We start from the raw sequence: 25,332 nt of genomic DNA, 5'->3' as shown, positions 1-25,332 counted from the left end.
TATCATGTTAACTGCCAGCAATTTTCATTGAATCAACCAAAATGGACCCTACACTAATTGCATGATTAGCATCACGATCATTGCCAATAGCGACAATATTTTGATAGATATCTTTGAGCTGACCGGCGATGGTGATCTCATGCACAGGATAGGCAATTTCACCATTTTCAACCCAAAAGCCAGCTGCGCCTCGCGAATAATCACCCGTCACAATATTAACGCCCTGCCCCATTAGTTCAGTCACCAGTAACCCAGTTCCCATCTGTTTGAGCAAGTCACGCTGCGTCAGTGCACTATCAGAAACAAGCCAGTTATGAATACCACCCGCATGACCCGTTGGTTGCAAGGCCATTTTACGCGCAGCATAACTGGTTAATAGATACGTCTGTAACTGTCCTTGATGAATAATATCGCGCGCACGCGTTTGCACCCCTTCATTATCAAACGGGCTACTTCCCAAGCCTTTTTTAACCCATGGATCTTCATGGATAGAGAACCATTTAGGAAATAGATCATCGCCGAGTGTATCTAGCAAAAAAGATGAGCGCCGGTATAAATTGCCACCACTAATCGCCATCGCAAAATGCCCCAACAAGCCACCCGCGACATCTTTATCAAAAATAACAGGCACATGGCAGGTATTTATTTTCCGGCTGTTTAAGCGAGCCAGTGTTTTATGCGCCGCTTCATCGGCAATCGCCTGAACATCACGCAGATCCGCAAAATCAACCGCAACGCTATACGCATAATCACGTTGCATATGCTGACTTTCACCAGCGATCAACACACAACTTAAACTATGTCGACTCGTTGGAAAGCCTTCGACAAATCCATGGGTATTACCATAAACTCGTACCCCGTAATGACTATTCACGCTTGCACCATCACTCGCACGAATGCCTTGATGAGTAAGCGCATGACGCTCACATGCGCTGGCCATTTCAATGAAACGATCAGCATCCAGCTCAGTCGGATAAAACAGATCTAGATCAGGAATTTGAGTCGCCATCATCTCTTTAGGTGCAAGCCCAGTAGCCGGATCAGCAGATGTCACCTCACTGATATCGACGGCGGCCTGAACGGTTCGACAAATAGCTTCTTTGGATAAATCAGAGGTGGAAGCATTCCCCTTTTGCTGACCTTTATAGACAGCAATACCGAGTGCACCATCACGATTAAATTCTAATGTTTCGACCTCACATTGGCGGGTTGAAACCGAAATACCAGTTTGCTTTGAAATAGACACTTCTGCATCACTGGCGCCACGGCGCTTTGCCTCATCAAGGGCAAATGCGACGGCCTGCTTTAACTGCTTGAGCTCTTTTGCTACAGATTGCTGAACTGATGACATATTCGACCTTTTCTCTTGGCATCTATCGGTCAAGCATAACAAATATGATACCTAGTTTGTTAAAATAACCGTTACATAATCTAAACTTCGCTTCGTAAAGGTTACGCACTCGCAGACAATTCTTGGTAAACTAAAGGTTATTTACAGCAACGAAGTAATCCTATGAGCGACCCTAATAAAGACTGGCAGGATGATGATGAGTGGATCAGCAAAAGCGAGCTGAAACGAGAAGCTCAACAGTTACAACGCCTAGGCAAAAAGATTTGTGACCTACGCCCAGCCTTTTTAGCCACGATTCCGTTAAGCGAACCAATGCAAGAAGCAGTCGCTTTAGCGAAACGCCTCACTGGCAAACGCGAAGCACTACGCCGTCATATGAACTACGTCGGCAAGTTGATGCGAAACGAAGATATCGCAGCAATAGAGCAAGCGATGGAAAAAATAACCAATCGCCATCTCTATGCCAATCAACGCCAGCATCAACTCGAGCAATTACGCGATGAGCTTATCAATGCGCCCCAAAGTGACGATGTCATCAATGCATTGCTAGACAATCAGCCCCAGTTAGAACGCCAAAAGCTGCGGCAGTTGATTCGCCAAGCAAAATTTGAACAGAGCAAACAAAAAGCGCCAAAATCTGCTCGTGAGTTATTTCGCTACCTCAGTGAGCAATACCACGACTAAAACAACCGCCATACCAGCCTTTGATGATGATTGGCACCCTGTTTACAAGGTGCCAATGTACTATGCGGTGCCGCCAACGGTTAACTCATCCAATTTTAGAGTTGGTTGTCCAACCCCAACAGGGATACTTTGCCCATCTTTACCACACACACCAACGCCTGCATCTAAATCTAAATCATTACCCACCATAGAGACTTTAGCCATCGCCTCGGGCCCATTACCGATGAGTGTCGCACCTTTAATTGGAGCGGTGATTTTACCATCTTCAATTAAATAGGCTTCAGAGGCAGAAAAAACAAATTTACCCGAGGTAATATCAACTTGCCCGCCACCAAAATTCGGCGCATAAATACCACGTTTAACCGAGGCTATCATTTCCTCTTTCTCTGATTCACCAGGCAACATATAAGTATTGGTCATGCGCGGCATAGGAACATGAGCATACGATTCACGTCGACCATTACCTGTTGGGGCAACCCCCATTAACCGAGCATTCAGTTTGTCCTGCATGTATCCTTTGAGTACTCCATTTTCGATCAATACATTGTATCGACTAGGGGTCCCCTCATCATCAATAGAAAGCGACCCACGCCGATTGGCTAAAGTGCCATCATCGACAATAGTACACAGGTTCGATGCAACCTGTTCACCCACTCGGCCACTAAATGCCGACGAGCCTTTGCGGTTAAAGTCACCCTCTAGGCCATGCCCAACCGCTTCATGTAACAAGACCCCTGGCCAACCTGCGCCGAGGACCACAGGCATAAGTCCAGCTGGTGCATCGATGGCTTCTAAATTCACCAACGCCTGACGAACAGCTTCGCGGACAAATCCCATGGCACACTCTTCACCTGCGACATCTTCTAAGAAAAACTGATAGTCAAAACGCCCGCCGCCGCCAGCACTTCCTCGTTCACGGCGCCCGCCTCGTTCAGCTAATACACTGCAGTTAAATCGAACTAAGGGGCGAATATCAGCTGCAAGCGTACCATCTAATCCAGCAACCAGTATTTCTTCATAAACGCCACTTAAGCTAACGATCACCTGCGTAATGCTCGGATCTAAGCTGCGGGCAAATTTGTCAGCGCGCTCAAGTAAGGCAATTTTTTGCTGTTTATCTAGGCTTTCAATCGGGTTGCTATCAGTATAAAGCGCTCGTGTTGGCATGGCGGAAACAACCTGTATCCGCCCTTCACCTTGACTGCGGCTGATGCCGCGCGCCGCCTGACACGCTTTGGTCAAAGCGCTTAAATTAATATCATCAGAATAAGCAAAGCCGGTTTTCTCGCCCGCAATTGAACGCACCCCAACACCTTGTTCAATATTAAAGCTGCCCTCTTTAACAATGCCATCTTCGAGCACCCAAGATTCATGGCGACTATGCTGAAAATAAAGATCACCCTGATCGATATCAGGTCCACTGAGAATACTTAGCGCTTGGTTCAATGATGATGAATCTAGGCCCGCAGGGGCAAGTATAGATTGATTAACTTGTTCAAATGACATTGTATTTATTTACTCCAGCTGATCGTCATATGGGAATTAGGCTGCAACGGCATCCGCTGTCGCAATGATTGCAGTAAATGGTGATCGAATTTACCATAACAGATCCCGCACTGATCATCTAATTGGGCGATCACGTTCCCCCATGGATCAATAATACAAGAGTGCCCCCAACTCTGGCGAGTACTATCATGATGACCTACTTGTCCTGCAGCCAGTACATAGCACTGCTGCTCAATCGCGCGAGCTTTGAGCATAGTCAACCAATGAGCTTGTCCGGTTACCGAGGTGAACGCCGCAGGAACAAGTAGAACTTCACAGCCTTGTTGGCGTAGCCAGTGATACAAGTAACTAAAGCGTAAATCAAAGCAGATCGATAACCCGACCTGAGACTGTTGATGAGAAAACCATTTGGGGGTGTGCCCTGCGATAAACCGCTCCGATTCGCGATAATGTCCAACACCATCCGCAACATCCACATCAAACAAGTGCAACTTATGATAGTGAGTAATATATCGCCCCTTGGCATCAAACACGATACTGGTTGAACGGCAACGCTTTTCACCAGTCACGCGCGTTGGCAAACTCCCTGCGACTAAGGTAATTTGATATTGCTGTGCTAAGCCACTTAGCCATTGTTGCAAAGGCCCATCCCCTGGGGCCTCTGCAATCGAGCGGTAATCGGCACCGGCGCCCAACATCGCAAAGTTTTCCGGCAGTAACAGTAAATCCCCCGGGTTAGGTGGATTATGGGCAATAATATCCGTAATTTGACATTGATTCTGTCGCACATCAAGGGTTGCGCACATCTGCAGCGCAGCTAATCGCCATGAGTGTAATGAATGACTCATTGGTTACCTCATCGTTGCTTGTCTAACTGCTTCGGTTGTAATTTAACTTTGCCGTGCTCACGTTTAACTTCTATCAGTTTGGGATGATCAACATTGCCTGTAATATCAAAGTCGACTTGAGTAATCACTTCAATCATCGGTTCAAATAGCTTAGATAACGCCAGCACTGCAGCGCCCGTAATCGGTGTTACCGCAAAAGCGGCCAGTACTGGCAAGCTCGATGCGATCTTGGGTGAGAAGCTCATTCGATAATGAATTAACCCTGAATTTAAATCAACTTGCCCTTTCCCATGAATCACCCCAGGTACTGCATCCATATAAAAATTACTATTTTTGACAACGCCATTAGTCACATTCATCGAGGCTTTTGCGCTATTAAAATACAACCCTTTATCAAATATATCGCGAAAATCGAGCTTGAGTCGACGTCGCAGCGTATCAAGGCTTGCCAACGTAAACAGCCGCGTTCCTTTGTCACTTACATCCGTGAGCACTCCCTCGCCTGCACTCCATTGCCCTTTACCATTTAAAGTGGCGTACTCCGGATGATAGGGCAAACCGAGCCAATTGAGATCAAAGCTTCCTTTTAAAGGGGCTTGTTCAAGCTCTTTAGTAAAACCAAGCGACTCAATATACTTACCACTATCTTGGGTTGCGAAGGTACCTTGGACAAAACTTCTCATGCCTGACGGCGTCGCCAGCCAATTTAACTTGGCATCCAACTTCATTTTACCAGCGCCGCGAAGGCTTAATTGGCCATCTTTCATCTGTCCATTGGCAAAAGGAAGCCATAGCTTCAGCGTACCGATGTGATAACGCCCAAACTGGCAAGATTGACAATTGATAGACACAGGAACAGGCGTGGCCAACAATGAGCCGTCGCTTTGAACCGGAGTAACAGATGATCCAAACTGAGTCAGCGCCGATAAATTAAGCTGGGGTAAATCAGCCTGTTGAATATTAAGCTGCCAAGGATGAGTCAGCGACGGTTGCACAGGCAAAACTAACTGTCCGTTGAGCTGCTTACTTTGTAATTGCCAAAAGGCGTTACTTTGTTGATAGATAAGTTTTACTTGCTGTACAGGCTGAGCAAATGCGTTCACCTGTTTTGCTTGTAACTGCATTCCTACAAATGGGGGGAACAACGCTGCCGCTGCCGACGGCAACGATTTATCGGTTTTATCACGCTGAGTAGAGCCTGATAACAATGGCAAAACATAACCCAACCAAGGTTCAAGTGGAGCTTGATCGACATTGATATCTAAGATACTGCCGGCCGATGGGAGTTGCTGTGATAGTTGCGGTAACGTTTGCATATTGCCCACGTTTAATCGCAGTGCATTCAAATGAAACGGCGTATTATCGAAGCGAAATCGGCTATAGATTTTGTTTTTAACACTGACGATCCCACCGCCTGAGCGCTCATTGCCACTAACATATAATGTTGCTGGCCACTGCTGAGTTGATTTAGTCAAAGGTTTAGGTAGTGCCAATGTTAAATGTGTGAGTCCTGAATGAAATTTTGCGTTATAGTTGAAACCATCATCATATCCTAAGGAAACATTGACATCACCTTGCCAATTGAGTTGCCCGCTGGCGGGCGCCAACCAATGTGGATTACTTAAGCGTCGCTGCAGCGCGCTAATATCCCACCGTCCCTGCAAACCGAGGCCAATTTGGTAATGACTAGGTTGACTATCACCATTGAGATCGATACTCAACGGCTGTCCGTCCCATGTTGCATTCAGGCCATGAGCTCGTAATTGGGCATCTTGGAAGTTTAATTGACCATTTAAATTCGCCAAATTCATTGCCAAACTCGCCACGCTCATCTTCGCACGGTTAAATTTAGCATCTCCGGCCACTTCAACGGGTTGACCATTGAGAGGGATCTTTAAAAATAACCGTCCAGAAAGCCCCCCAGCGCTCATTGGCAATGCCTTCATCGACGCGGCTAAAGCAGGCACAGGCGACTTTTCAAGCAACTGATGCACTTTGACTAATGAGACATTGTCAAGAAGTGCATGAATCGCAACATCCCCCGTTGGTCGTAAGGTTTCAATTGCAGCATTCACGTGTTGAATCGGCACATCGGCTAACGTGCTCTGCTTACTTTCCATATGCAGCGACTCATTTTGAAACAAGAGATCAATATCTAAGTGCTTCAATGCAGGCCAATCAGGTTGAAACTTAAACGTAGCCTGACGCAGCGGCATAAAGGCCTGAAAAATACCATCAGGCTCGCGATAGGGAAACTTCGCTAAATCACCATACCAGAGCATTTTGGCATCTTGCGCCTGTCCCCCCTGAATAGCTTTTTGCAGATAATCAGCGACAATCTTAGGCATCAATGGAGATGGGTAAAAATGATGCGCTTGTTTGGCATCAAGGAGATCAAGCTTGCTACTAATGCTCAGCCAAGGCAATCGATGACCAGCTTGCCATGATAGTCGCCCTCGAGATTGAGCTTTAACCCACGGGCTATCTAATGTCAACTCATCCACATTCAGGGCATGCTCTGTTGCAGACCAGTTCAATGAGCCTTTAGCACGTAAGGCGGTTACCGGCCAACTGCTATCAAACAACGGTTGGAGTACAAGCTTTCCTTGGTTGATCTGCAGTTGATAGTTTAACTGTGTGTCATCCCCGCTCACATGGCCTGCCAAATTTGTAACGCCGGGCCACACCCCGGAGTGGGTCATTGAAAAATTATCCAACTGGGCTTGGTAGCTCAGTGAGCCTTGTGCCCATTGATAACCTAGCTGAATATCGCGTAATTGCCCCGAGGCCACTTTAGGGATCAGAAGGTCATCTCGATTGGAAAACAAAGAAAATAATGGTGCCAAAGGCGCTAATGAAATTTGATTAAGGTACCAATGCTCTTGTTTTTCACTCAATATACCTTGCAACTGCAACGGCCCCCAAGAAACGCCATCCGTATTCACCAGCAACTTATCACTATCAACCTGATAGTTTGCCCCGCGCCGTCGCAGTGCTAACTGACCACCATCAATATTGATCTGATGGGCAGATCTGTCTTGAGCACTTTCCCAATGCAGTGAACTAGGCAGCCATTGCCACTGCCATAATAAGGGTTTATCACCACCAAAACTCCCCCAAATATTGAAGTTTAAATCAGTATTCAGATGAGTTAAGGCCTTCGATTGAAATAACTCGCCGATGCGAGCCAATTGCAAATGCCGACCACTGGCATAAAAGCGCCCCGGAATATTTAGTAAACTATCTGAATGATGATCGTCATTAAGCTGCACCGCAAAGTGCACCGTACTATTGGGTTGCCCTAAATGTGGTAGATAAGCGCTTCCTTCGCCTTGATGCAACCCGTCATGGTTGCGCCAACGCATCGACTGAATATTGAGGATATGAGGAGGTTGGTTGGCGACAAATAATGAGAGCTTAGCATCTTGGATCTGGAAATTATCAAGTCGGCGTAAAAATAGATCGGCAAACACTTTGGCTGCCTTTAAATCAACCGAATCAGAGGATACATCTGAATAATCATTGACCCAAGGAAGTGATAACTGCACACCTTGCAAACGAATGTTTCGAAAGACAACTTGTCGCGTTTGCAAAGAAGCCAACATATTAAAATCGAGGATGACGGAACGGCTTTTTAACTGATAACGTTTTTCATTAGCTGGATGAAAACGCATATTTTTAAACACTAACACGGGCCGAAAATGATAAATAGAAGCACTCAATTGACCAATCTGTAATTCCTTGGTCGAATAGCCCGTCAACCATTGCAGCATGTCACCACGAAAATTATTGGCGTAGGCAAACAGGCCGCGGGCAATGCTGAGTAAAATTGCCGCGCAGATGATAATCCCTGCGAACGTTAACCAACAATGATGCAGTAGCCGCCTCAGTATCAGTGCCATAGCGTTACATCATTACCACATCAAATTGCTCTTGGTTATACATCATCTCTATTTGTACACGAACTTCTTTGCTCATAAATACCTCTAGCTCGGCCAAACTATGTGACTCATCACCTGTTAACATGTGCGCAACATTTGGCGATGCATAAACAATAAAGTGATCGGCTTTATAGGCTCGGTTCACACGTAAGATTTCTCGCAAGATCTCAAAACATACTGTTTCCACCGTTTTGACCGATCCACGACCATGACAGGTTGGACATGGACCGCAAAGTACATGCTCAAGGCTCTCGCGCGTGCGCTTGCGCGTCATCTCGACTAACCCCAATTGTGAAAAGCCACTAATATTGGTTTTAGCTCGATCACTGGCAAGCGCTTGCTCTAAACTTTGCAGCACTCGCTGGCGATGTTCGCCACGTTGCATATCAATAAAGTCGATAATGATAATGCCACCTAAATTGCGTAACCGTAATTGACGCGCTATCGCTTTGGTGGCCTCAATATTGGTATTAAAAATTGTTTCTTCTAAATTTCGGTGACCAACAAATGCGCCAGTATTGATATCAACTGTCGTCATGGCCTCTGTTTGATCGATGATGAGATAGCCACCTGATTTAAGATCAACACGTCGATGCAGAGCGCGTTGAACTTCATTTTCGATATCATAAAGATCAAATATAGGACGTTCAGCCGAATAATACTCTAGAATCGGCGCAAATTCGGGGACATAATCTTGACAAAAAGTCACCAATTCATCGTAACTGGTTCGCGAGTCCACCAGAATACGGTTGAGTCGTGTGCCTACAAAATCACGAACCGTGCGAGGTGCCAAGGAAAGATCTTCATAGATCATGCTACAACTCGGATATTTTTCTCGGCGCTGCAAGACTTTTCGCCATAACCGTTTCAAAAAAGCCGCATCTTGACACAATTCATGTTCGCCAACACCTTCTGCAGCGGTGCGGATAATAAAACCACCCAACTCATCCACATATTGAGTCGCTAGCATTTTCAACTGCTCTCGCGCCTTTTCACCTTCGATTCGTTGTGAAACGCCCACATGCGCACTTCCCGGCATCAAGACCAAGTAACGTGAAGGCAGGGTTATATCAGTGGTTAAGCGCGCCCCTTTAGTTCCCAACGGATCTTTGACCACTTGCACCATAATATCCTGCCCTTGACGGACCAATGATGCGATGTGTCGAGCTTGGAAATTAACCTGTTCTTGGGAGTCCACACACTCCGTATGAGGGACAATATCGGACGCATGTAAAAAAGCAGCTTTATCTAAACCTATATCAACAAAAGCCGCCTGCATGCCTGGGAGCACTCGACTAACCTTTCCTTTATAGATATTACCCACAATTCCGCGCTTAGCTTCACGCTCAATATGTATCTCTTGCAAGATCCCCGTTTCAACCAAAGCAACACGGGTTTCTGTTGGTGTTACATTGATTAATAATTCGGCCGGCATGACAACTCCTCATTATCCGAATTAAACGGACAAAAATAGATTTAGTAAGCGTTCACTCTCAACTAAAGGTAAACCAACTACAGCACTGTAACTTCCATGAATCGCTGTTATAAACTTACCACCAATCCCTTGAATTGCATAACTGCCCGCCTTATCACACGGTTCCCCCGTCTCCCAATAGCGGATGATTTCATCATCACTAATCATGCGCATCTGTACATCAGTACTCACCAATACACACTGACATTGGTATGCATTAACCATCGCTACAGCAGTCAGTACTTGATGCGTCCGTCCGCTCAGCTGTCGCAGTATCAGTTGACTATCCGCTAAATTAAGCGGCTTCCCGATAATTTGACCATCCACACTAATTGTGGTGTCCGCTCCTAAAACAGGTTTGGCGAGCGCCGCATGCGTATAACCGCGCTGAGCTTTGGCTTTGGCCATCCGCTGCACATAATCACACGCTGATTCGCCAACTTCTGCCGTTTCATCAATTTGCCCGTCAATAACGGCAAACTGATAATCTAAATAACGAAGTAACTCTTGACGACGAGGCGATGTGGAAGCCAGATAAAAATCCATCGTTACTCCATTCGAAAACGACGCCGTAATTTGCGCAGAAATAAAAAGATCCAAGGCCAAATGAGCATATTACTCAGCGCAGAGTAAAAATAGCCATTCGGTAAATGAATCGCATGAAGAATATAGTTCACCCAAAAAATCACGGCCTTATCGATAACCGTTAAGACACCAATTACCATGGCTTGTTGCCATAAAGAAAGATTACGCAGGCGAACATAATTAATTGCACTAATATAGGCAATTAGTGAAAAAGACAGCGCTCGAATGCCAAGCGTCGAGCCCAAGAGTAGGTCTAAGGTAAGACCACAGACAAATGCACCGACCACATTGAATCGATGCGGCAGCGCAATACACCAATAAAGCACACAAGCAAGTAGCCAATCTGGGCGAAAAGCATCAAATTGACTAGGCACTGGTAAAATTTGCAGCACCATCGCCACCGAGCAACTGAGCCACAGTACAACAAAACCCGTGATATTGATCATGGTGTTGCCTCTAGCGAATGCTCTTTCTTGTTGACCACTCTAGGCTGACTTTTATCTGGCCAAAGCAATAATAGATAACGTAATCGGTCAAGCTGCACCACTGGCTTGGCCTCTATGCTCATAAAAGGTTGCCCCTCTTGATAAGCTGCTTTGGTCACAATCGCGACGGGGTAGCCTTCAGGAAAACGGCCGCCCAATCCTGATGTAACTAATCTATCACCGACTTGGATATCTGTACTGCGCGCGACATTAGGGATCTGCAACCCAGTCATATTGCCATTCCCTTCAGCAATAGCGCGAATATCGTTACGCATCACTCGTACAGGAATAGCAGAGGAAACATCACTGATCAATAGAACCCGACTCGTTGTTTGAGCGACGTGTAAAACTAGCCCGACCACACCTCGATCATTGACCACGGGCTGTCCTTCATAGACCCCTTCTTCACTACCTTTATTAATCACTACCTGCTGAGAAAATGGATCCGAATCAACCGCCATAATCTCGGCCACCATGCGTCGCTCTTGATGATGCACGCTAGAGCCAAGCAAGGTACGCAATTGCGCATTTTCTTTGGCTAAGTTGGCCATGGTTAATAATTGTGTTTGTTGAATACGCAGTTGCTGTTTGAGTTTGGCGTTTTCCAAGCGTAACTGATGGGCTGAAATAAGCTGATCAGATGCATCATCCAGAAGAGTACGCGGTGAATTCGCCAAATATTGCAACGGTGAAACAAGCGAAGATAAGTAACCCCGAATTTTAGTAAACGGGGAAAAATGTGAATCCACATAGATGAGAGCCACCGAGACAACAAGCGCAACTAACAGGCGCAATTGCAACGATGGCCCACGAGTAAAAATCGGCTTCATAAGCAAAAACCTGTGCTAGCTAAAGCCAATCTTTATTCATATTGAAAGAGATCGCCACCATGCATGTCAATCATTTCAAGCGCTTTACCGCCGCCACGAGCAACACACGTTAATGGATCATCAGCGATAACAACCGGAATCCCTGTTTCTTCCATCAGCAATCGGTCGAGGTCTCGAATTAGAGCGCCACCACCGGTTAAGACCATGCCACGCTCTGAAATATCAGACGCAAGCTCAGGAGGCGACTGCTCTAAGGCAACCATCACCGCACTGACAATACCTGACAATGGTTCTTGGAGCGCTTCCAGGATCTCGTTGGAATTCAACGTGAAGCTGCGCGGTACCCCTTCAGCTAAATTACGGCCGCGAACTTCAATCTCCCTGACTTCATCGCCAGGATACGCGGAGCCAATCACGTGTTTAATTCGTTCAGCGGTCGCTTCGCCAATCAAACTGCCATAATTGCGGCGGACATAATTAATAATAGCATCATCAAACTTATCCCCACCAATGCGCACGGACGAAGAATAAACCACTCCATTGAGTGAAATAATGGCCACTTCAGTCGTCCCACCGCCGATATCGACCACCATGGAACCTGTCGCCTCAGAAACCGGTAACCCAGCGCCTATCGCAGCAGCCATTGGTTCATCAATCAGATAAACCTCACGAGCCCCGGCACCTAAAGCTGATTCTCGAATGGCGCGGCGCTCAACTTGTGTTGATCCACACGGAACACAAACCAATACACGCGGACTAGGACGTAAAAAGTTATTCTCGTGAACCTGCTTGATGAAATATTGCAACATTTTTTCGGTGACATAAAAATCAGCAATCACCCCGTCTTTCATTGGCCGAATGGCTGAAATGTTACCTGGGGTACGCCCCAACATCTGTTTGGCTGCATGGCCGACGGCGGCCACACTTTTGGGACTTCCAGCTCGCTCTTGACGGATCGCGACGACGGAAGGTTCATTAAGGACGATGCCCTGGTCTTTAACATAAATAAGGGTGTTGGCAGTTCCCAAATCAATCGAGAGATCATTGGAAAAAATGCCTCTGAGCTTTTTAAACATCGCTAGCTAAAATCCTGAAAATGTTGGGGGATGGAACGTCTCCGAATGAGCCTAACTTTACCAACGCTCGATCAAGAGAGCAAGCGCAACAATGGAACAATGAGTGATTGCTTACATGCATTCACAAATTGGCTTGTATGCACTCTAATCTAGCACATAAATCAATCAGTCTATACCGATAGTTATTCACTTGCCCTTTGGATAAATGATAAATTCAATGTGTTGAGCAATATTTTAGCATGATGCGTTGCCATGAACACGGATAGATCGAACACTTTGTTCACCAAATCCGGCCGCCAGCTCAATCAAAACAGGACAATGGTCGCTCTATGAGCAGCCCTTATTGGAGGACATCATACTAGCGGGTATCCTCTTGATCAGGCAGTTGGTACGGCGGCATAAACCATGAGCCTTGACCGGCAGTCACGCCAAGACGTTGCAACACTCGCCAATCTTGAGCCGATTCAACACCCACCGCAACGACTTGTGCTTTACCTTCGGCACTGGCCAATAGACTACTAATGGCCAACCTATTGACCTGTCGACGGGCTAAGTCTCGCACCAAGCTGGGATGCAATTTAATATAAGCGGGTTTAATATCATTGATATATTGGGTACTTAAGACACTCTGCCCAGCCCGATCAATCGCCAACAAGATCCCTTTATCACGCAGCGCATTAATGCGAGATTGTTGTCGTCGACCTAAAAAAGCGACTTGCTGCTCTTTTAATTCAATAATCAGCCGCCCCACTTGCCGTGGATTAGTCTCCATCGCCCAATACACTAATCGGCGAAAAACAGCCCGATCTTGTAACGTGCTCACATCCAAATTAACCGCCACAGCCAAAGTACTGGTTTCGAGCCGCTCAAATGCAGCATCAATTGCCATTAAGTCAAACACTTTAACCATGCCGCAACGTTCAACCCATGGCCAAAACACGCCTGCGCTTAACCAATGATCATCATCGCGAATACGTGTTAATAGCTCAATTGCATAGGGCTGACGGTTACTTGCCACAATCGGTTGCTCAAAGTAATGCACGCGTTGTTCGGCCGCAGCAACTTCTAACATGGTGCGCCATCGCACTGAGCCTTGCCCGATATAACTGGCCGTTAATTCGCGCTCAGTCAAATACCAACTGTTACCGCCTTGCTGTTTAGCGCAGCGCAGCGCATCATCCACTTGATGCATCACCTCTGTGGGTGAATCACCAAACTGATAACCCGCAATCCCTATAGCGACAAAATCTTCACGATAAAGCCCATCCGGTAATGGGATCCGCTCAAATTGCTTGATCAACGTTGCCGCCACACTTTCGGCTTGCCCCATTGTCACCTGCGCTAAAAGAATAGCAAATTGATCACCACTCACGCGCCCGAGCACCGCATCACTATTGTTCTTCACATAGTTATTGAGCAACTGCGCGACTTGCTGCAGTAATAGATCGCCGGCATCACGCGAATGTTGATGATTAATCTCATCCATAATCGTCAGCTGAATCAAAAGCACTGCACCAATATTCGCATCGACATCCAGCATTTCGGTTTCTAAGCGGTTACTAAAGTGAGTCAAATTCGCAAGCCCTGTCAACTCATCTACAAATGCATTTTCTCGGATCATACGATCAAAACGCGCTCGGTCTTGACGCGCATCCTCAAGCTGCAATAGTAACTGACTGATAGCCCGACTGGCACTACGTGGCCACTCCCCAGGGTAGGCATTCATCACCGTATCAATGTGACCACCAATGATACGTCGTCCCCGCCATTCAAGGCGCTCCGCACCTTGGAAAGCACGACGTAACCATTGAATACTGATCCACAACCCGACAATCACGGTTGCCAACCCCAAGAAAATATAGCTGAGGGCCCCCGCTTCATAGCGAATCCCCTTAAATGGGCTTTCGACCCATAGCGAAATTTTAAAATCAGGATGTGATTTAAGCTGATAGTGATAGTAAATTAACTCATTGGTCTCTCCGTGAAAACGTACTTCACGAAACGTATAGACGGTGCCGCTTTGGTTACTGACTTGCATACGAATAATCTGATGAGCGTGCAACCAATTAGGCAGCCACTGCGCAAATTCAGGCGTATCCGGCTGAACATCTAATTGGCTATCTAATAGTTGAACGATGGCGGCAACTTTATAGGATTGCTGATCGTAGGCAAGCTTGCGAAATGTGAGTGCGCCGCCAATCCCCACTAGAGCCACCGCAGTAACCACACAGATAACAATAAATAGAATAAATTTGTTTGATAATTTCACAGCAATCCATTCGCTTTTAAGACTTTCGGCTTAGCCTGCCCAATTCAGAGTCTAAGCATACGCAATTTACGGCGAGAAATCCTCTGCAAAAAAGTTGAAAAAAACTGTAGGAATGGCAGACTCCTTTATTGTACTGACCACATTTTTTCACTTTCATGGATAAGCAAATGACAAGCTGTCGTTGGCCGGGGACGGACCCGCAATATCGTAATTATCACGACCAATGTTGGGGAATGGCTGTTATCGACAGTCAAGAACTATTCGCTAAGCTCTGTTTAGATGGCCAACAAGCAGGGTTGTCATGGCTTATCATATTGCGCAAACAAGCAGAATATGAACGTTTGTTTGCCAATTTTGAACCACAGCATATCGCTCAGTTTGATCAACACGACATCGAGCGATTGTTAAAAGAACCCGGTATTGTCCGTAATCGCCTTAAAGTGAACGCCATCATCCAAAATGCTCGCGCCTACTTAGCGCTTGAGCAGCAGGGCGTCAACTTTAGCGATTATCTATGGCAATTTGTTGACTATCATCCCATCGATCATCAACTTACCGACGAACAATTTACCCCGACTACCAATGAACCGGCCCACGCTATGGCTAAAGCCTTAAAAAAAGTCGGATTTAAATTTGTAGGTCCAACCATTTGTTATGCATTTATGCAAGCTGTCGGCATGGTCAACGACCACCCACTGAGTTGCCCCGCCCATCAACGCTGTCAGCGACATGCAGCGGAACTTTTTAAGGAATAAATGGCCGATGTCATCTCATATCATGTTGGTTTTTTTAGGAACATTTTTCTTCGTCTCGCTTACCCCTGGAATGTGTATGACATTGTCAATGACGCTAGGCATGACTATTGGTGTCAAGCGAACCCTATGGATGATGGTTGGCGAGTTAATTGGCGTTGGAACAGTTGCAGTAGCCGCCGTCGTCGGTGTGGCCGCAATTATGTTTAATTATCCATTGGTCTTTCATATCTTAAAATATGTCGGTGGCGCTTATCTCATCTACTTAGGCTACCAGATGTGGCAGGCTCGCTCGAAGCTCACCATCGCACTGCCCAACAAACAATCTTGCGCTGCGCGCTCGCGCAAGACTCTTGCTTTACAAGGCTGGGTGACAGCGATAGCCAACCCCAAAGGCTGGGCATTTATGGTGTCACTTCTCCCCCCGTTTATCGATGCCAATGCCCCAGTGGCACCGCAACTGTCTATTTTAGTGGCGCTCATTTTATGTACCGAATTTACGTGTCTGATGCTCTATGCATCAGGAGGCAAGACGCTCGGACAATATTTGGCTCATTCCGGAAATTTAAAATGGCTCAATCGAATTTCGGGTTCTTTAATGGCGCTAGTCGGCGTATGGTTAGCATTTAGTTAGTCATCAATAGCAGCTCAAACCAAAAAGTCTTCTTCAATAATGTCCCTAAATAAGTTGTTCCAAGCGACAAACTCGGAAGGCTGATTAGCCAAATTGGCACGTTATTTGATTGATTTATGAGCACTGTATAAATTAAGACAAAAAAATGACGTATCAAGTGATCTATTGGTTCATGCTATATAATGCTGGATAAATGATTCTGACTGCAACCCAAAGAGACTAGAACTATGCGTAAATTAACAATTGTACTGGCAATGACCAGTTCACTGCTTAGCATGCAAGCAGCCACAGCAGCTTCATCAGGGCACAACAACAATAATATTAATTTTCAAGTCAATGACACAACCGTGTCTGGTGGCATTCAAGCTATGCCCAATGACAATTTGCAATTCTCTGCCAATGGGCAATATTCAAGCGACAATGGCACAATAGGCAACGTTGGCGTTGATTTTGTGCAACAAAATGGCAGAGTTGAATATGGGTTAGGAGCCAAAGCAATCGTTTTGTTTGCCAAAGGTCACGACGATGGCGGCGTGTTAGCATTAGGCGGTCATTACGCATATCAACTCAATGATCGCCTTAAAGCTGGGGGAGATGTGTATTATTCGCCAGACATTTTATCGTTCCATCATATCGATCGCTATTTATCTTATGGGGTCAAAGCATCGTATAACGCAGTGGATAATGTCAACGTTGTAGTCGGCTGGCGCCGGACGACTTTTGGCTATAGTGCCGGCCCTGATCTACGCTATCAAAACAACTTTTATATTGGTTCAGATTATAGTTTCTAGCCGCTTAGGCAACATCATGACTATTGCTGCTACGTAGCACAGCCTGCTCAATCAGCCCGGCTAATTCGCGCTGCTTACCTAGGTGAGCCAGCACCGTAATTTGACAATTGGGATATTGAGTTTGCAACTGCGAAACAATTGTTGGGATGTCATGACTAACATGAGCACCTGCCGCTAAAAAGTAAGGGAAAATAACAATCGCTGTATTCCCTTGCTCAAGCAACCCAGCTAAAGCTGACTCAAATGCGGGTTCTGCAAGTTCTAAAAAAGCACAACTAATCGAGCTAAAGCACTCGCTCATGCGCGATGCAAGTTGCTTAGTTAAAGCCATCACTTCATCGTTTGATAGGGTGCGTCGGCTTCCGTGTGCCACTAATAAAAATGCTGTCGACATCACTTTCCCTGAGCAATTTTAAACAAAAAAATATGGGTAGAAAATCTACCCATATCAACCTTAACACGACAGATCTCTGAAGTGCTGGATTATTTAACAGATTCTTTCAGTGCTTTACCAGAAACGAATGCAGGAACATTCGCAGCAGCGATCTGAATTTCAGCACCAGTCTGTGGGTTACGACCAGTACGAGCTGCACGATGATTAATTTTGAAAGTACCGAAACCAATCAGCTGAACCTGACCACCGCCTTTAAGCGTTTCAGTGATAGATTCCAAAGTAGCGTCGAGTGCTGATTTAGCTTGAGCTTTAGACAGATCCGCTTTTTCTGCAATAGCGTCAATCAGTTCAGTTTTATTCATAGATAAGTAATCCTTTGTGATTATTTTCGATTAGCCGAGAACACTTTAAGAGAAAAAAATACGCTTCGCAAAGATTTTTTACCCAAGAAGCCTGATTTGACGGGGGACTAACAGTTATCGACATGTTTTTATCGATTTTCCCAACGTCTTTCATTACTGTAACAGGAATTACTCATCCCGCAAACAGACCCCCAGATTGCTGACATCTTCATGTCGCGCGATTTCTCTGACCTCTTTAATAAAATTATGATCACGCTTGAAAGCACAAGCAAGATCATAACAACGTTGCTGAAATGCCAATTCTTGTTCAATGAGCGGCTGCTGTGAAAACTGCTCATCGCCCAGTTCACCGAACTGCATTTCTAAAAAATTCATCACCGAGCCCATTGATATCTGGCTAGCCTGACAAGCTTCATCACCCTCTGGCGCCAATATACTGCTAAACAGTACATCAAACGAGACACAGCAATCAATGGCTGGATAGACCCCATACACATCAAAATGATTGCGCTCTGGGATCAATGGCTCAAATTGCTCACGTTGCAGGGCAAAGTTGATTCGAGCTTTTGGGTACGCTAAGTATTCCCAAAATAGATCAAGATATTTCCTCAAAGCCTGCCCTGAAGCAAATTCAGTGCTCTCAGCAAACAACTGATAATTTGGCATCATCCGCTGCGTGAGACAGACACAAAACAGTGTTTGAGGCAGACGCTGCAACTGTCCTAGCTGTGTTAAAAAAGAGTCTGATAGCATCAACGAAACCTCTGGCTGATGAAAGTCCCAATTGTAAAAGAAAGTAGCCAAAGCACCAGTATTATCGCTTTAAAAACAATGAAAAGTAGCAATTCTGCGGTATTATCAGTAGAAAAGCAGAAAATTTAATCAATATCATTATCTTATCAACAGCACATAGGAGCCTTCATGTCTGTTAGCATCACACTATATGGCCCATCTTTACATTCATTGGCACACAAAATACAACAACGTCGGCCCGACTTGAAGGTTTTTTATGGTGACGACCTGCAGCAGCTCCCACTTGACGCACTCAATGCAAGCATTCTTATTTGCGCCCCTAATGATGGTCAAACTCTTATCGAAAAAATGCCAAATCTCTGCTGGTTTCAATCTACTTTTACAGGCATTGAACCACTACTCGCCCCTCACCTTCGTCAAAACTATCAGTTAACCAACATCCGCTATGCACTGGGCACTTTCATGAGCGAATATGTCTTCAGCTACATTTTGGCGTGGCAGCGTCAACATCGCCATTACTTCGAAGCACAGCATTTACATCGTTGGCAACCTCAGCCTTATCGTCCATTGCGTGATTACCAAATGGTCTGCCTTGGCAGTGGATCGTTGGCCCAAAAATTGGCTCTAACCGCGCGCCATTTTAATCTGAAAACTTCGGCGATAAGTCGTCGTGGAAACGCTCACGAGGCCTTCGACCATGTCTGCACGTGGGAACACAGCAAATCGTTACTCGAGCATGCCGATATTGTGGTAAATTTGCTACCGAGCACCCCGCAAACACAAGGCATCATCAATCACGCGCTATTAGATACACTCTGTGATGAAGTATTATTGATTAATGTAGGGCGAGCCAATAGCATCGATGAAGCTGCATTACTCACCTTTTTAGAGCATCACCCAAAAGCACAAGCAGTCTTGGATGTCGCACCAACAGAACCGCTGAATAGCGACCATATTTTTTGGGATCATCCACAAATTACCTTCACCCCTCATGTTGCCGCCCCCTCGCAAATCGAAGATATAGAACCTATCATCATGGAAAATCTCGACCGCTACCTCAATGGTCAAACACTCTTATATCTAGTCGATTTTGCAACTGGCTATTGAGCAACCATCAAGGCAATAAGTACGACTTTGAAAGTTGAGTTCACTCGCATCTCGCACAAAGTTCGTTATACAGTCCTTAACAGACAATGAATGAGCCAACCTCAGTGAGCGAATCACTGTACACAGCCTCATCTGATACTCAACTTATCACGACCTAAAATACACAACTCTTAAATTCTCACGGCGAACACAACGACACTAATGCAGCGAACTTAGCACAACATAAGTAGGATCTTGAAGGCATGTGGACAACGCTTCTGAAGGTGGTTCAACCCAGATCAAAGGAAGATGAGCCTGTTCAAGTGAAAACAAAACTTCATCCCATTTTGGCAAAGGGTCTAGAGGGCACGGCAACGCCGTGCTATCAATCAACAATGCATCGACCAACAGCTCATTAGGGGCCGCAAAGTCTGTCACTGAGAGCCACAGCTCGACCTGACAGCCATGCAATCGATAAGCCGCTTGATTAAAACGCTCAAGCTGCACCGCATCAGGTTCACTGGCAATAACCAACACCAGATTACGCCATGAAAAACGCTCTTTGAGCAATTGATCGAGTAGCTGATTCATCAATGGTTCATCGCACAATTGTTCTGGGCTAACCGGCAATAGCAAACGGCCGTCTTGTTGCTCAGACAACAACTGTTGCGCACCTTCTTGTGCGAGCATTAACAGCTGGCGAGCCTCAAGTGGCTGCTGTTTAGAAACTATTTGATAACCCATCAATTGGTTATGTCGCTCATCAGTAAGCCATCGTTTAAAATGCATGAGCTCCTCACACTGCAACAATTGATGGCGACAAAACGCCACATTACGTCCTTCATTCATGATGCTTAGCATAGAGAGCCAAACCCAAGTCCTCAATTGGGGAAAATCCCTATACCATGAGAGCACTCAAAATATGATCTATAATCACTACCTAAATTAAGGCCACCTCTGGCATGATAAAATGTGCATTACACTTCAAAAGGAATGATTACATGTTTAAACAAATGGCCCTTGTCAGCCTAACATCACTGGTACTGGCAGGCTGCGCGCAAACACACATGACCCAAACCACAGCCACCCCACCATCCAGCTATACAACCAAAGATCTGAATGAGCAGCAGATTCAAGGGCTTTTATGGATGCAAAAATCCGCTGAATATCGGGCTTTATGTTTTCAAGCCTTTAATATTGCCCACCTGCGGGTTAAACAAGCCTTAAACAGTGATCATAGTAAGCCATTAGCGGTTGTCGTTGATATTGACGAAACGGTGATGAATAACCTGCCGTATCAAGCTTGGTTGGTTGGGAAAAATCAAGGCTACTCAGGTAAAACGTGGCAGCAATGGGTTAACGATGAACAATCAACCGCAATTCCTGGCGCACTCACCTTTTTAAATTACGCTCGTGAGAATGGCATTCGAATTTTCTATATTACCAATCGCTCGGATAAGGTCCGCCAAGCTACTCTCAATAATCTCAAACAGCTTGGTTTTCCCGATGCCAATAATGATCATTTATTGATGAAAACGACCACCAGCAACAAGGGACCTCGTCGTGATAAGGTCCGTGATAATTATGATGTTGCCGTGTATATGGGAGATAACTTGGGTGATTTCACTCAAAAATTTGACGGCAAAAGCACCGTGCAACGTTCGCAGTTAGCCAACCAATACAAGGCTAAGTGGGGCGACGAATATGTTGTTCTACCGAACCCAATTTATGGAACGTGGGATGGTGCCGTATTGCATTATCGATGGGGTGCAAATGCGACGCAAAAAAATGAACTGCGCCATCAAACACTGAACAGCTGGCACCCCAAATAGCGTTAACTCAGTAAAATATTGGCCGCGATAGCCAATAGCAGCAGCGCAAATAAACGTTGTAGGCGCTGCTGTGGCCAGCAGTGTGACAATCGAGCACCAAGGCGTGCACAAATCGCACTGGTTAACACAATACCAAGCCATGCGGGCAAATAAATATAGCCAATACTCCATGGTGGTAAATTGGATTGATGCCAACCACTGATGATGTAACCCAAAGACCCCGTCAGTGCAATGGGCAATCCACAGGCCGCCGATATCCCCGCAGCTCGCTTCATAGATTGACCACAATAATTTAAAAAAGGCACAGAGACAGTCCCACCACCGACACCAAATAATGCTGATTTAAACCCGATGACCCCACCGACAAGAGCACTCACCCAAGGCGCAGGCATCGATCGCTGGTGCACTTGAGTGCGGCTCAATAACATCTTCAGCGCAATCAAGACCAAATAGATAGCAAACAACTCTTCTAACAGTTCACCATCAATAAAGTGCGCACCAATACTCCCTAGCAGCGCACCAAACACGATACCAACACTCATTTGTCGAACAATCGACCAATCAATTCCACCGCGTTTTTGATGCTCATATGTTGAATTTGTAGCTGTCACAATAATGGTTGCCAATGAGGTTCCCATTGCCATATGGATAGCCAGTTGCGAGGAAAAATGAGCCCAATGAAAAACCATCACCAGCGCCGGAACAATCAAGACCCCGCCACCCAAACCGAATAATCCGGAGAGTACACCAGCAAAAGCACCAAGCCCCAGACAGATCAAAAACATGTTGTTTATTACCTCAAGTAATCGCCCTAACAACATCGGGACGAATAATATTCCCGCACACTCCTGGGTCGGCCACTGCGCGCGAGCCCAACCCATCTTGCGACTTATCCTAACAAGTGAATATAACAACCCGAAGACAAAGAGAAGCCCTTGAGCTTTAGGAGGAAATAAAAAGCCGCAGCTTAATGTTAGCGAATATCAACTCTGCAGCTTATGACGACAGATAAGTTACCCGTGATAAGCACGGCTAAAACGATGAACCGCGTCAACAAATACACCCGCATGCTCTGGAAGAACATCTTGATGGATACCATGGCCTAAGTTAAACACATGGCCATGGCGGCCTTGGCCAAATTGCGCCAGAATACGTTGAACTTCTTGTTCTATTTCACTCGGGTTGGCATATAACATGGAAGGATCCATATTCCCTTGCAGTGCAACTCGATGCCCAACACGCAGCTTCGCTTGCGCCATATCGGTCGTCCAATCAATACCAATAGCGTCACACCCTGTGTCGGCAATCCATTCTAACCACTGACCGCCATTTTTAGTAAACAAAGTGATAGGAACACGCCGCCCACGGGACTCCCGAGTCACCCCCTCGACTATTTTTTGCATATAATCTAATGAGAAAAATCGATAACAATCAGGACTTAAGACGCCACCCCAGGTGTCAAACAACATCAATGCTTGAGCCCCAGCATCAACTTGTGCATTCAAATAGCTGATCACCGCGTCAGCTAGCTTACCCAGTAACAGATGCAATGATTGGGGATCGCTGAACATCATTTTTTTGATCTTAGAGAACTGTTTGCTCGATCCCCCTTCAATCATGTAAGTGGCAAGTGTCCATGGGCTTCCAGAAAAACCAATCAAAGGCACAGCACCGGCAAGCTCACGAGAGATAGTGCTAACCGCTTGCGTCACATAAGCCAAGTCGACCAGCGGATCAAGAGTAGGTAACGCTGCAATCTGGGAGCGAGTTTGCAGCGGGCGTTCAAATTTAGGCCCTTCACCTGTCTCAAAATACAATCCCAATCCCATCGCATCAGGAATGGTCAAAATATCAGAGAAAAGAATAGCTGCGTCCAAGTTATAACGGCGCAGCGGCTGCATGGTCACTTCACAGGCTAATTCAGGGCTTTGACATAACGACATAAAATCGCCGGCCTCAGCGCGTAATGCGCGGTACTCAGGAAGATAGCGACCGGCTTGGCGCATCATCCAAACCGGTGTTATATCAACATCTTGTCGCAACAAAGCGCGCAAATAACGGTCATTTTTCAAGTCAGTCATGCTACATCCTATGGTACTTAAACTTTGGGCATTGTAGGGTGCTTTCCTCGTAAACCCAAGCAAACGCGATGAATTAACCTGATCATTAATAATGTATTCCACCTCTGACGCTGATTTACTCATCCGTTTAGCGCTTGAGCCTCTTAGTTGTTGCTGTTTGTGCGCGAATGATGTCTACCAATTGGTCAATGATCGCACGCGCAATCGTCCCAACAGACGGCAAAGTTGGCAGCGCATCCAGAGAAAACCACTGCGCATCAGTCAGCTCACTGCGTTGGATCTGTAATTGGCCGCTTTGATAGTCAGCCAAAAAGGCCACCATCATCGAATGTGGAAAAGGCCAAGGTTGGCTACCTGCATAACGTAAATTATTGACGCGAATACCAACTTCTTCACCGACCTCTCGATGGACACACTGCTCAAGCGTTTCACCAGCTTCGACAAATCCGGCGACCGCCGTATAAATCGAAATATGGCGCTTAAGATGACTCTTATGACAAGCGAGTAAAATTTGTTCTCCGCGGCGAATTGCCACGATAATACTCGGTGAAATCCGTGGATAGGCGCGAAACCCACAGTCATTGCAGTGCATGGCAAGCTCCCAATCAATACGTTGCATTGGCTTGGCGCAGCGCCCACAAAACCGATGCGTTGCCAAGAACAACGCCTGTTGCATCGCCTGCCCAGCTATCATAAATAGTGCTTCATCCAACTCACTGAGCAATGCATACAGAGGCAACCACTCACCAACGCCCAAATCAATCGGTTTATCCAGTTCGAGTCGATAGCAAGGCTCGCCGCGATAATCAGTAAAATGCTCCGCTTGAGCAAGCCAGTATGTAGAAACTGGCATTTCCGTAAATTGACCAAAGGGAATGCGAGTTCCCTGATGAACACACAACAGCAGTTCGTGACAGGTGAAAAACCACCAGCCGGGCAACGACTCAGTATTAGGATGGCGCACTTGTGGTAAAGACATAAATCCCCCGGACTATATTGATAAAAAAATCATCTAATAAACCCACTTGACCTCTTGTGTGCATTCAGCCAAAGTTAAATGGTGATGGGGCTAATAACCCCAACCGACATCTTATTGCCGGAGGTACTTATGCTTAAACGTGTGGCTCAAGCACAACAACGCTGGGGTGGTGCGAACCAATCAATAGACAACTGGCTGACCGCCCGTAAAAATCTATTAGTTGAATACTGCCAATTAGTTGGACAAAAACAGTCCAAACCACTCGATGGCGCTGAGCAGATAGAAGCTGTTCAACACTTTTGTCACCATTTGGTCGATTATGTATCCACTGGCCACTTTGGAATTTTTGATCAAATCATTGATGATTGCCAAGATTACCAACGAGTTGATGGTTACATCAGTCAATTAACCGCCAGCACCGATCAGGTTTTGGATTTTTATGATCGCTTTAACAATGTCGCCGAGGTCAGTGAGCTTAATCATTTTATAGCGGTTCTTAGCTCTTTAGGGGAAAGTCTAGAACAGCGCTTTAGTATTGAAGATAAACTGCTCGGTGAGCTCTACCAGCATACTGTTGATGAACAATCGCCAGCATAAGATCCTCAAGCAGTCTACGGCC

Annotated in this window: 24 protein-coding genes; 7 read left to right on the top strand and 17 right to left on the bottom strand. The window is 45.9% G+C overall.

Annotation, left to right across the window (positions count from 1 at the left end):
- Window positions 1-7: 7 nt before the first annotated feature.
- Window positions 8-1,351 carry a metalloprotease PmbA gene (gene pmbA, locus ABUE30_RS16850; RefSeq protein ID WP_408625003.1) on the bottom strand — a complete coding sequence of 448 codons (1,344 nt, stop codon included), beginning with the start codon at window positions 1,349-1,351 and terminating at the stop codon, window positions 8-10.
- 162 nt (window positions 1,352-1,513) lie between these two features.
- Between pmbA and yjgA the strand changes: the two genes are divergently transcribed.
- Window positions 1,514-2,035 (top strand): ribosome biogenesis factor YjgA, encoded by a 522-nt coding sequence (yjgA, locus tag ABUE30_RS16845; RefSeq protein ID WP_408625002.1) that lies wholly within the window; start codon window positions 1,514-1,516, stop codon window positions 2,033-2,035.
- A 60-nt stretch (window positions 2,036-2,095) separates the two neighbouring features.
- Here the strand turns inward: yjgA and tldD are convergent, their stop codons facing one another.
- The 9 genes from tldD to ABUE30_RS16800 form a co-directional block, all read right to left on the bottom strand.
- Window positions 2,096-3,541 carry a metalloprotease TldD gene (tldD, locus tag ABUE30_RS16840; protein WP_408625001.1) on the bottom strand — a complete coding sequence of 482 codons (1,446 nt, stop codon included), beginning with the start codon at window positions 3,539-3,541 and terminating at the stop codon, window positions 2,096-2,098.
- A 5-nt stretch (window positions 3,542-3,546) separates the two neighbouring features.
- Window positions 3,547-4,389, bottom strand: a complete 843-nt coding sequence (locus ABUE30_RS16835) for a carbon-nitrogen hydrolase family protein (protein WP_408625000.1) — start codon at window positions 4,387-4,389, stop codon at window positions 3,547-3,549.
- A gap of 8 nt (window positions 4,390-4,397) precedes the next feature.
- Window positions 4,398-8,291 carry a YhdP family protein gene (locus tag ABUE30_RS16830; protein ID WP_408624999.1) on the bottom strand — a complete coding sequence of 1,298 codons (3,894 nt, stop codon included), beginning with the start codon at window positions 8,289-8,291 and terminating at the stop codon, window positions 4,398-4,400.
- Between the two features lie 4 nt (window positions 8,292-8,295).
- Window positions 8,296-9,765, bottom strand: coding sequence for a ribonuclease G (rng, locus tag ABUE30_RS16825; protein ID WP_408624998.1), 1,470 nt, complete (start codon window positions 9,763-9,765; stop codon window positions 8,296-8,298).
- A 21-nt stretch (window positions 9,766-9,786) separates the two neighbouring features.
- Complete coding sequence (locus ABUE30_RS16820; protein WP_408624997.1) at window positions 9,787-10,350, bottom strand: Maf family protein; 564 nt, start codon at window positions 10,348-10,350, stop codon at window positions 9,787-9,789.
- Window positions 10,351-10,352: 2 nt separating this feature from the next.
- On the bottom strand, window positions 10,353-10,835 hold the full coding sequence (gene mreD / locus ABUE30_RS16815) for a rod shape-determining protein MreD (RefSeq protein WP_408624996.1): 483 nt from the start codon (window positions 10,833-10,835) through the stop codon (window positions 10,353-10,355).
- Window positions 10,832-11,704, bottom strand: a complete 873-nt coding sequence (gene mreC / locus ABUE30_RS16810) for a rod shape-determining protein MreC (RefSeq protein ID WP_408624995.1) — start codon at window positions 11,702-11,704, stop codon at window positions 10,832-10,834. The genes mreD and mreC overlap by 4 nt, the downstream gene beginning before the upstream one ends.
- Window positions 11,705-11,736: 32 nt before the next feature.
- On the bottom strand, window positions 11,737-12,780 hold the full coding sequence (locus tag ABUE30_RS16805; protein ID WP_408624994.1) for a rod shape-determining protein: 1,044 nt from the start codon (window positions 12,778-12,780) through the stop codon (window positions 11,737-11,739).
- A 358-nt stretch (window positions 12,781-13,138) separates the two neighbouring features.
- Window positions 13,139-15,049, bottom strand: coding sequence for an EAL domain-containing protein (locus tag ABUE30_RS16800; RefSeq protein WP_408624993.1), 1,911 nt, complete (start codon window positions 15,047-15,049; stop codon window positions 13,139-13,141).
- Window positions 15,050-15,216: 167 nt separating this feature from the next.
- Here ABUE30_RS16800 and ABUE30_RS16795 point away from each other — a divergent pair, with 167 nt between their 5' ends.
- The 3 genes from ABUE30_RS16795 (at window position 15,217) to ABUE30_RS16785 (ending at window position 17,226) form a co-directional block, all read left to right on the top strand.
- Entirely contained in the window at window positions 15,217-15,804 is a 588-nt protein-coding gene (locus ABUE30_RS16795; protein WP_408624992.1) for a DNA-3-methyladenine glycosylase I, read from the top strand.
- A 7-nt stretch (window positions 15,805-15,811) separates the two neighbouring features.
- Complete coding sequence (locus ABUE30_RS16790; protein WP_408624991.1) at window positions 15,812-16,435, top strand: LysE family translocator; 624 nt, start codon at window positions 15,812-15,814, stop codon at window positions 16,433-16,435.
- A gap of 227 nt (window positions 16,436-16,662) precedes the next feature.
- The gene (locus tag ABUE30_RS16785; RefSeq protein WP_408624990.1) at window positions 16,663-17,226 is read left to right on the top strand and encodes a YfaZ family outer membrane protein; all 564 of its coding nucleotides are present in this window, start codon (window positions 16,663-16,665) and stop codon (window positions 17,224-17,226) included.
- 4 nt (window positions 17,227-17,230) lie between these two features.
- Here ABUE30_RS16785 and ABUE30_RS16780 read toward each other — a convergent pair whose 3' ends face one another.
- The 3 genes from ABUE30_RS16780 to ABUE30_RS16770 all read right to left on the bottom strand — a co-directional run bounded on the left by ABUE30_RS16780 (window position 17,231) and on the right by ABUE30_RS16770 (window position 18,735).
- The gene (locus tag ABUE30_RS16780) at window positions 17,231-17,620 is read right to left on the bottom strand and encodes a sirohydrochlorin chelatase (RefSeq protein WP_408624989.1); all 390 of its coding nucleotides are present in this window, start codon (window positions 17,618-17,620) and stop codon (window positions 17,231-17,233) included.
- An 89-nt stretch (window positions 17,621-17,709) separates the two neighbouring features.
- The gene (locus ABUE30_RS16775; RefSeq protein ID WP_408624988.1) at window positions 17,710-17,982 is read right to left on the bottom strand and encodes an HU family DNA-binding protein; all 273 of its coding nucleotides are present in this window, start codon (window positions 17,980-17,982) and stop codon (window positions 17,710-17,712) included.
- Between the two features lie 168 nt (window positions 17,983-18,150).
- Complete coding sequence (locus ABUE30_RS16770) at window positions 18,151-18,735, bottom strand: YjaG family protein (RefSeq protein ID WP_408624987.1); 585 nt, start codon at window positions 18,733-18,735, stop codon at window positions 18,151-18,153.
- Between the two features lie 168 nt (window positions 18,736-18,903).
- Here ABUE30_RS16770 and ABUE30_RS16765 point away from each other — a divergent pair, with 168 nt between their 5' ends.
- Window positions 18,904-19,842 carry a D-2-hydroxyacid dehydrogenase gene (locus ABUE30_RS16765; protein ID WP_408624986.1) on the top strand — a complete coding sequence of 313 codons (939 nt, stop codon included), beginning with the start codon at window positions 18,904-18,906 and terminating at the stop codon, window positions 19,840-19,842.
- A gap of 198 nt (window positions 19,843-20,040) precedes the next feature.
- Here ABUE30_RS16765 and ABUE30_RS16760 read toward each other — a convergent pair whose 3' ends face one another.
- Window positions 20,041-20,670, bottom strand: a complete 630-nt coding sequence (locus ABUE30_RS16760) for a hypothetical protein (RefSeq protein WP_408624985.1) — start codon at window positions 20,668-20,670, stop codon at window positions 20,041-20,043.
- 152 nt (window positions 20,671-20,822) lie between these two features.
- Between ABUE30_RS16760 and ABUE30_RS16755 the strand changes: the two genes are divergently transcribed.
- On the top strand, window positions 20,823-21,653 hold the full coding sequence (locus ABUE30_RS16755) for a 5'-nucleotidase, lipoprotein e(P4) family (protein ID WP_408624984.1): 831 nt from the start codon (window positions 20,823-20,825) through the stop codon (window positions 21,651-21,653).
- A gap of 2 nt (window positions 21,654-21,655) precedes the next feature.
- Here ABUE30_RS16755 and ABUE30_RS16750 read toward each other — a convergent pair whose 3' ends face one another.
- From ABUE30_RS16750 to nudC, 3 genes are all read right to left on the bottom strand, one after another.
- Window positions 21,656-22,534: a sulfite exporter TauE/SafE family protein gene (locus ABUE30_RS16750; protein WP_408624983.1), complete on the bottom strand. Its 879-nt coding sequence runs from the start codon at window positions 22,532-22,534 to the stop codon at window positions 21,656-21,658.
- A 132-nt stretch (window positions 22,535-22,666) separates the two neighbouring features.
- Entirely contained in the window at window positions 22,667-23,734 is a 1,068-nt protein-coding gene (hemE, locus tag ABUE30_RS16745) for a uroporphyrinogen decarboxylase (protein WP_408624982.1), read from the bottom strand.
- Window positions 23,735-23,861: 127 nt separating this feature from the next.
- On the bottom strand, window positions 23,862-24,713 hold the full coding sequence (gene nudC, locus ABUE30_RS16740) for an NAD(+) diphosphatase (protein WP_408624981.1): 852 nt from the start codon (window positions 24,711-24,713) through the stop codon (window positions 23,862-23,864).
- A gap of 129 nt (window positions 24,714-24,842) precedes the next feature.
- Here nudC and rsd point away from each other — a divergent pair, with 129 nt between their 5' ends.
- Window positions 24,843-25,310 (top strand): sigma D regulator, encoded by a 468-nt coding sequence (gene rsd / locus ABUE30_RS16735; RefSeq protein ID WP_408624980.1) that lies wholly within the window; start codon window positions 24,843-24,845, stop codon window positions 25,308-25,310.
- Window positions 25,311-25,332: the final 22 nt, after the last annotated feature.

The sequence above is a fragment of the Celerinatantimonas yamalensis genome (genome assembly GCF_046054155.1).
GTDB lineage: Bacteria > Pseudomonadota > Gammaproteobacteria > Enterobacterales > Celerinatantimonadaceae > Celerinatantimonas > Celerinatantimonas yamalensis.
Note: the sequence above shows the minus strand (reverse complement) of the source record. Positions and strands in the feature narration are given on the sequence as shown.

Excerpts from the sequence above, each read along its gene's own strand:
- pmbA (WP_408625003.1), bottom strand. The coding sequence starts at position 1,351 with ATGTCATCAGTTCAGCAATCTGTAGCAAAAGAGCTCAAGCAGTTAAAG.
- yjgA (WP_408625002.1), top strand. The coding sequence starts at position 1,514 with ATGAGCGACCCTAATAAAGACTGGCAGGATGATGATGAGTGGATCAGC.
- tldD (WP_408625001.1), bottom strand. The coding sequence starts at position 3,541 with ATGTCATTTGAACAAGTTAATCAATCTATACTTGCCCCTGCGGGCCTA.
- ABUE30_RS16835 (WP_408625000.1), bottom strand. The coding sequence starts at position 4,389 with ATGAGTCATTCATTACACTCATGGCGATTAGCTGCGCTGCAGATGTGC.
- ABUE30_RS16830 (WP_408624999.1), bottom strand. The coding sequence starts at position 8,291 with ATGGCACTGATACTGAGGCGGCTACTGCATCATTGTTGGTTAACGTTC.
- rng (WP_408624998.1), bottom strand. The coding sequence starts at position 9,765 with ATGCCGGCCGAATTATTAATCAATGTAACACCAACAGAAACCCGTGTT.
- ABUE30_RS16820 (WP_408624997.1), bottom strand. The coding sequence starts at position 10,350 with ATGGATTTTTATCTGGCTTCCACATCGCCTCGTCGTCAAGAGTTACTT.
- mreD (WP_408624996.1), bottom strand. The coding sequence starts at position 10,835 with ATGATCAATATCACGGGTTTTGTTGTACTGTGGCTCAGTTGCTCGGTG.
- mreC (WP_408624995.1), bottom strand. The coding sequence starts at position 11,704 with ATGAAGCCGATTTTTACTCGTGGGCCATCGTTGCAATTGCGCCTGTTA.
- ABUE30_RS16805 (WP_408624994.1), bottom strand. The coding sequence starts at position 12,780 with ATGTTTAAAAAGCTCAGAGGCATTTTTTCCAATGATCTCTCGATTGAT.
- ABUE30_RS16795 (WP_408624992.1), top strand. The coding sequence starts at position 15,217 with ATGACAAGCTGTCGTTGGCCGGGGACGGACCCGCAATATCGTAATTAT.
- ABUE30_RS16790 (WP_408624991.1), top strand. The coding sequence starts at position 15,812 with ATGTCATCTCATATCATGTTGGTTTTTTTAGGAACATTTTTCTTCGTC.
- ABUE30_RS16785 (WP_408624990.1), top strand. The coding sequence starts at position 16,663 with ATGCGTAAATTAACAATTGTACTGGCAATGACCAGTTCACTGCTTAGC.
- ABUE30_RS16780 (WP_408624989.1), bottom strand. The coding sequence starts at position 17,620 with ATGTCGACAGCATTTTTATTAGTGGCACACGGAAGCCGACGCACCCTA.
- ABUE30_RS16775 (WP_408624988.1), bottom strand. The coding sequence starts at position 17,982 with ATGAATAAAACTGAACTGATTGACGCTATTGCAGAAAAAGCGGATCTG.
- ABUE30_RS16770 (WP_408624987.1), bottom strand. The coding sequence starts at position 18,735 with ATGCTATCAGACTCTTTTTTAACACAGCTAGGACAGTTGCAGCGTCTG.
- ABUE30_RS16765 (WP_408624986.1), top strand. The coding sequence starts at position 18,904 with ATGTCTGTTAGCATCACACTATATGGCCCATCTTTACATTCATTGGCA.
- ABUE30_RS16760 (WP_408624985.1), bottom strand. The coding sequence starts at position 20,670 with ATGAATGAAGGACGTAATGTGGCGTTTTGTCGCCATCAATTGTTGCAG.
- ABUE30_RS16755 (WP_408624984.1), top strand. The coding sequence starts at position 20,823 with ATGTTTAAACAAATGGCCCTTGTCAGCCTAACATCACTGGTACTGGCA.
- ABUE30_RS16750 (WP_408624983.1), bottom strand. The coding sequence starts at position 22,534 with ATGGGTTGGGCTCGCGCGCAGTGGCCGACCCAGGAGTGTGCGGGAATA.
- hemE (WP_408624982.1), bottom strand. The coding sequence starts at position 23,734 with ATGACTGACTTGAAAAATGACCGTTATTTGCGCGCTTTGTTGCGACAA.
- nudC (WP_408624981.1), bottom strand. The coding sequence starts at position 24,713 with ATGTCTTTACCACAAGTGCGCCATCCTAATACTGAGTCGTTGCCCGGC.
- rsd (WP_408624980.1), top strand. The coding sequence starts at position 24,843 with ATGCTTAAACGTGTGGCTCAAGCACAACAACGCTGGGGTGGTGCGAAC.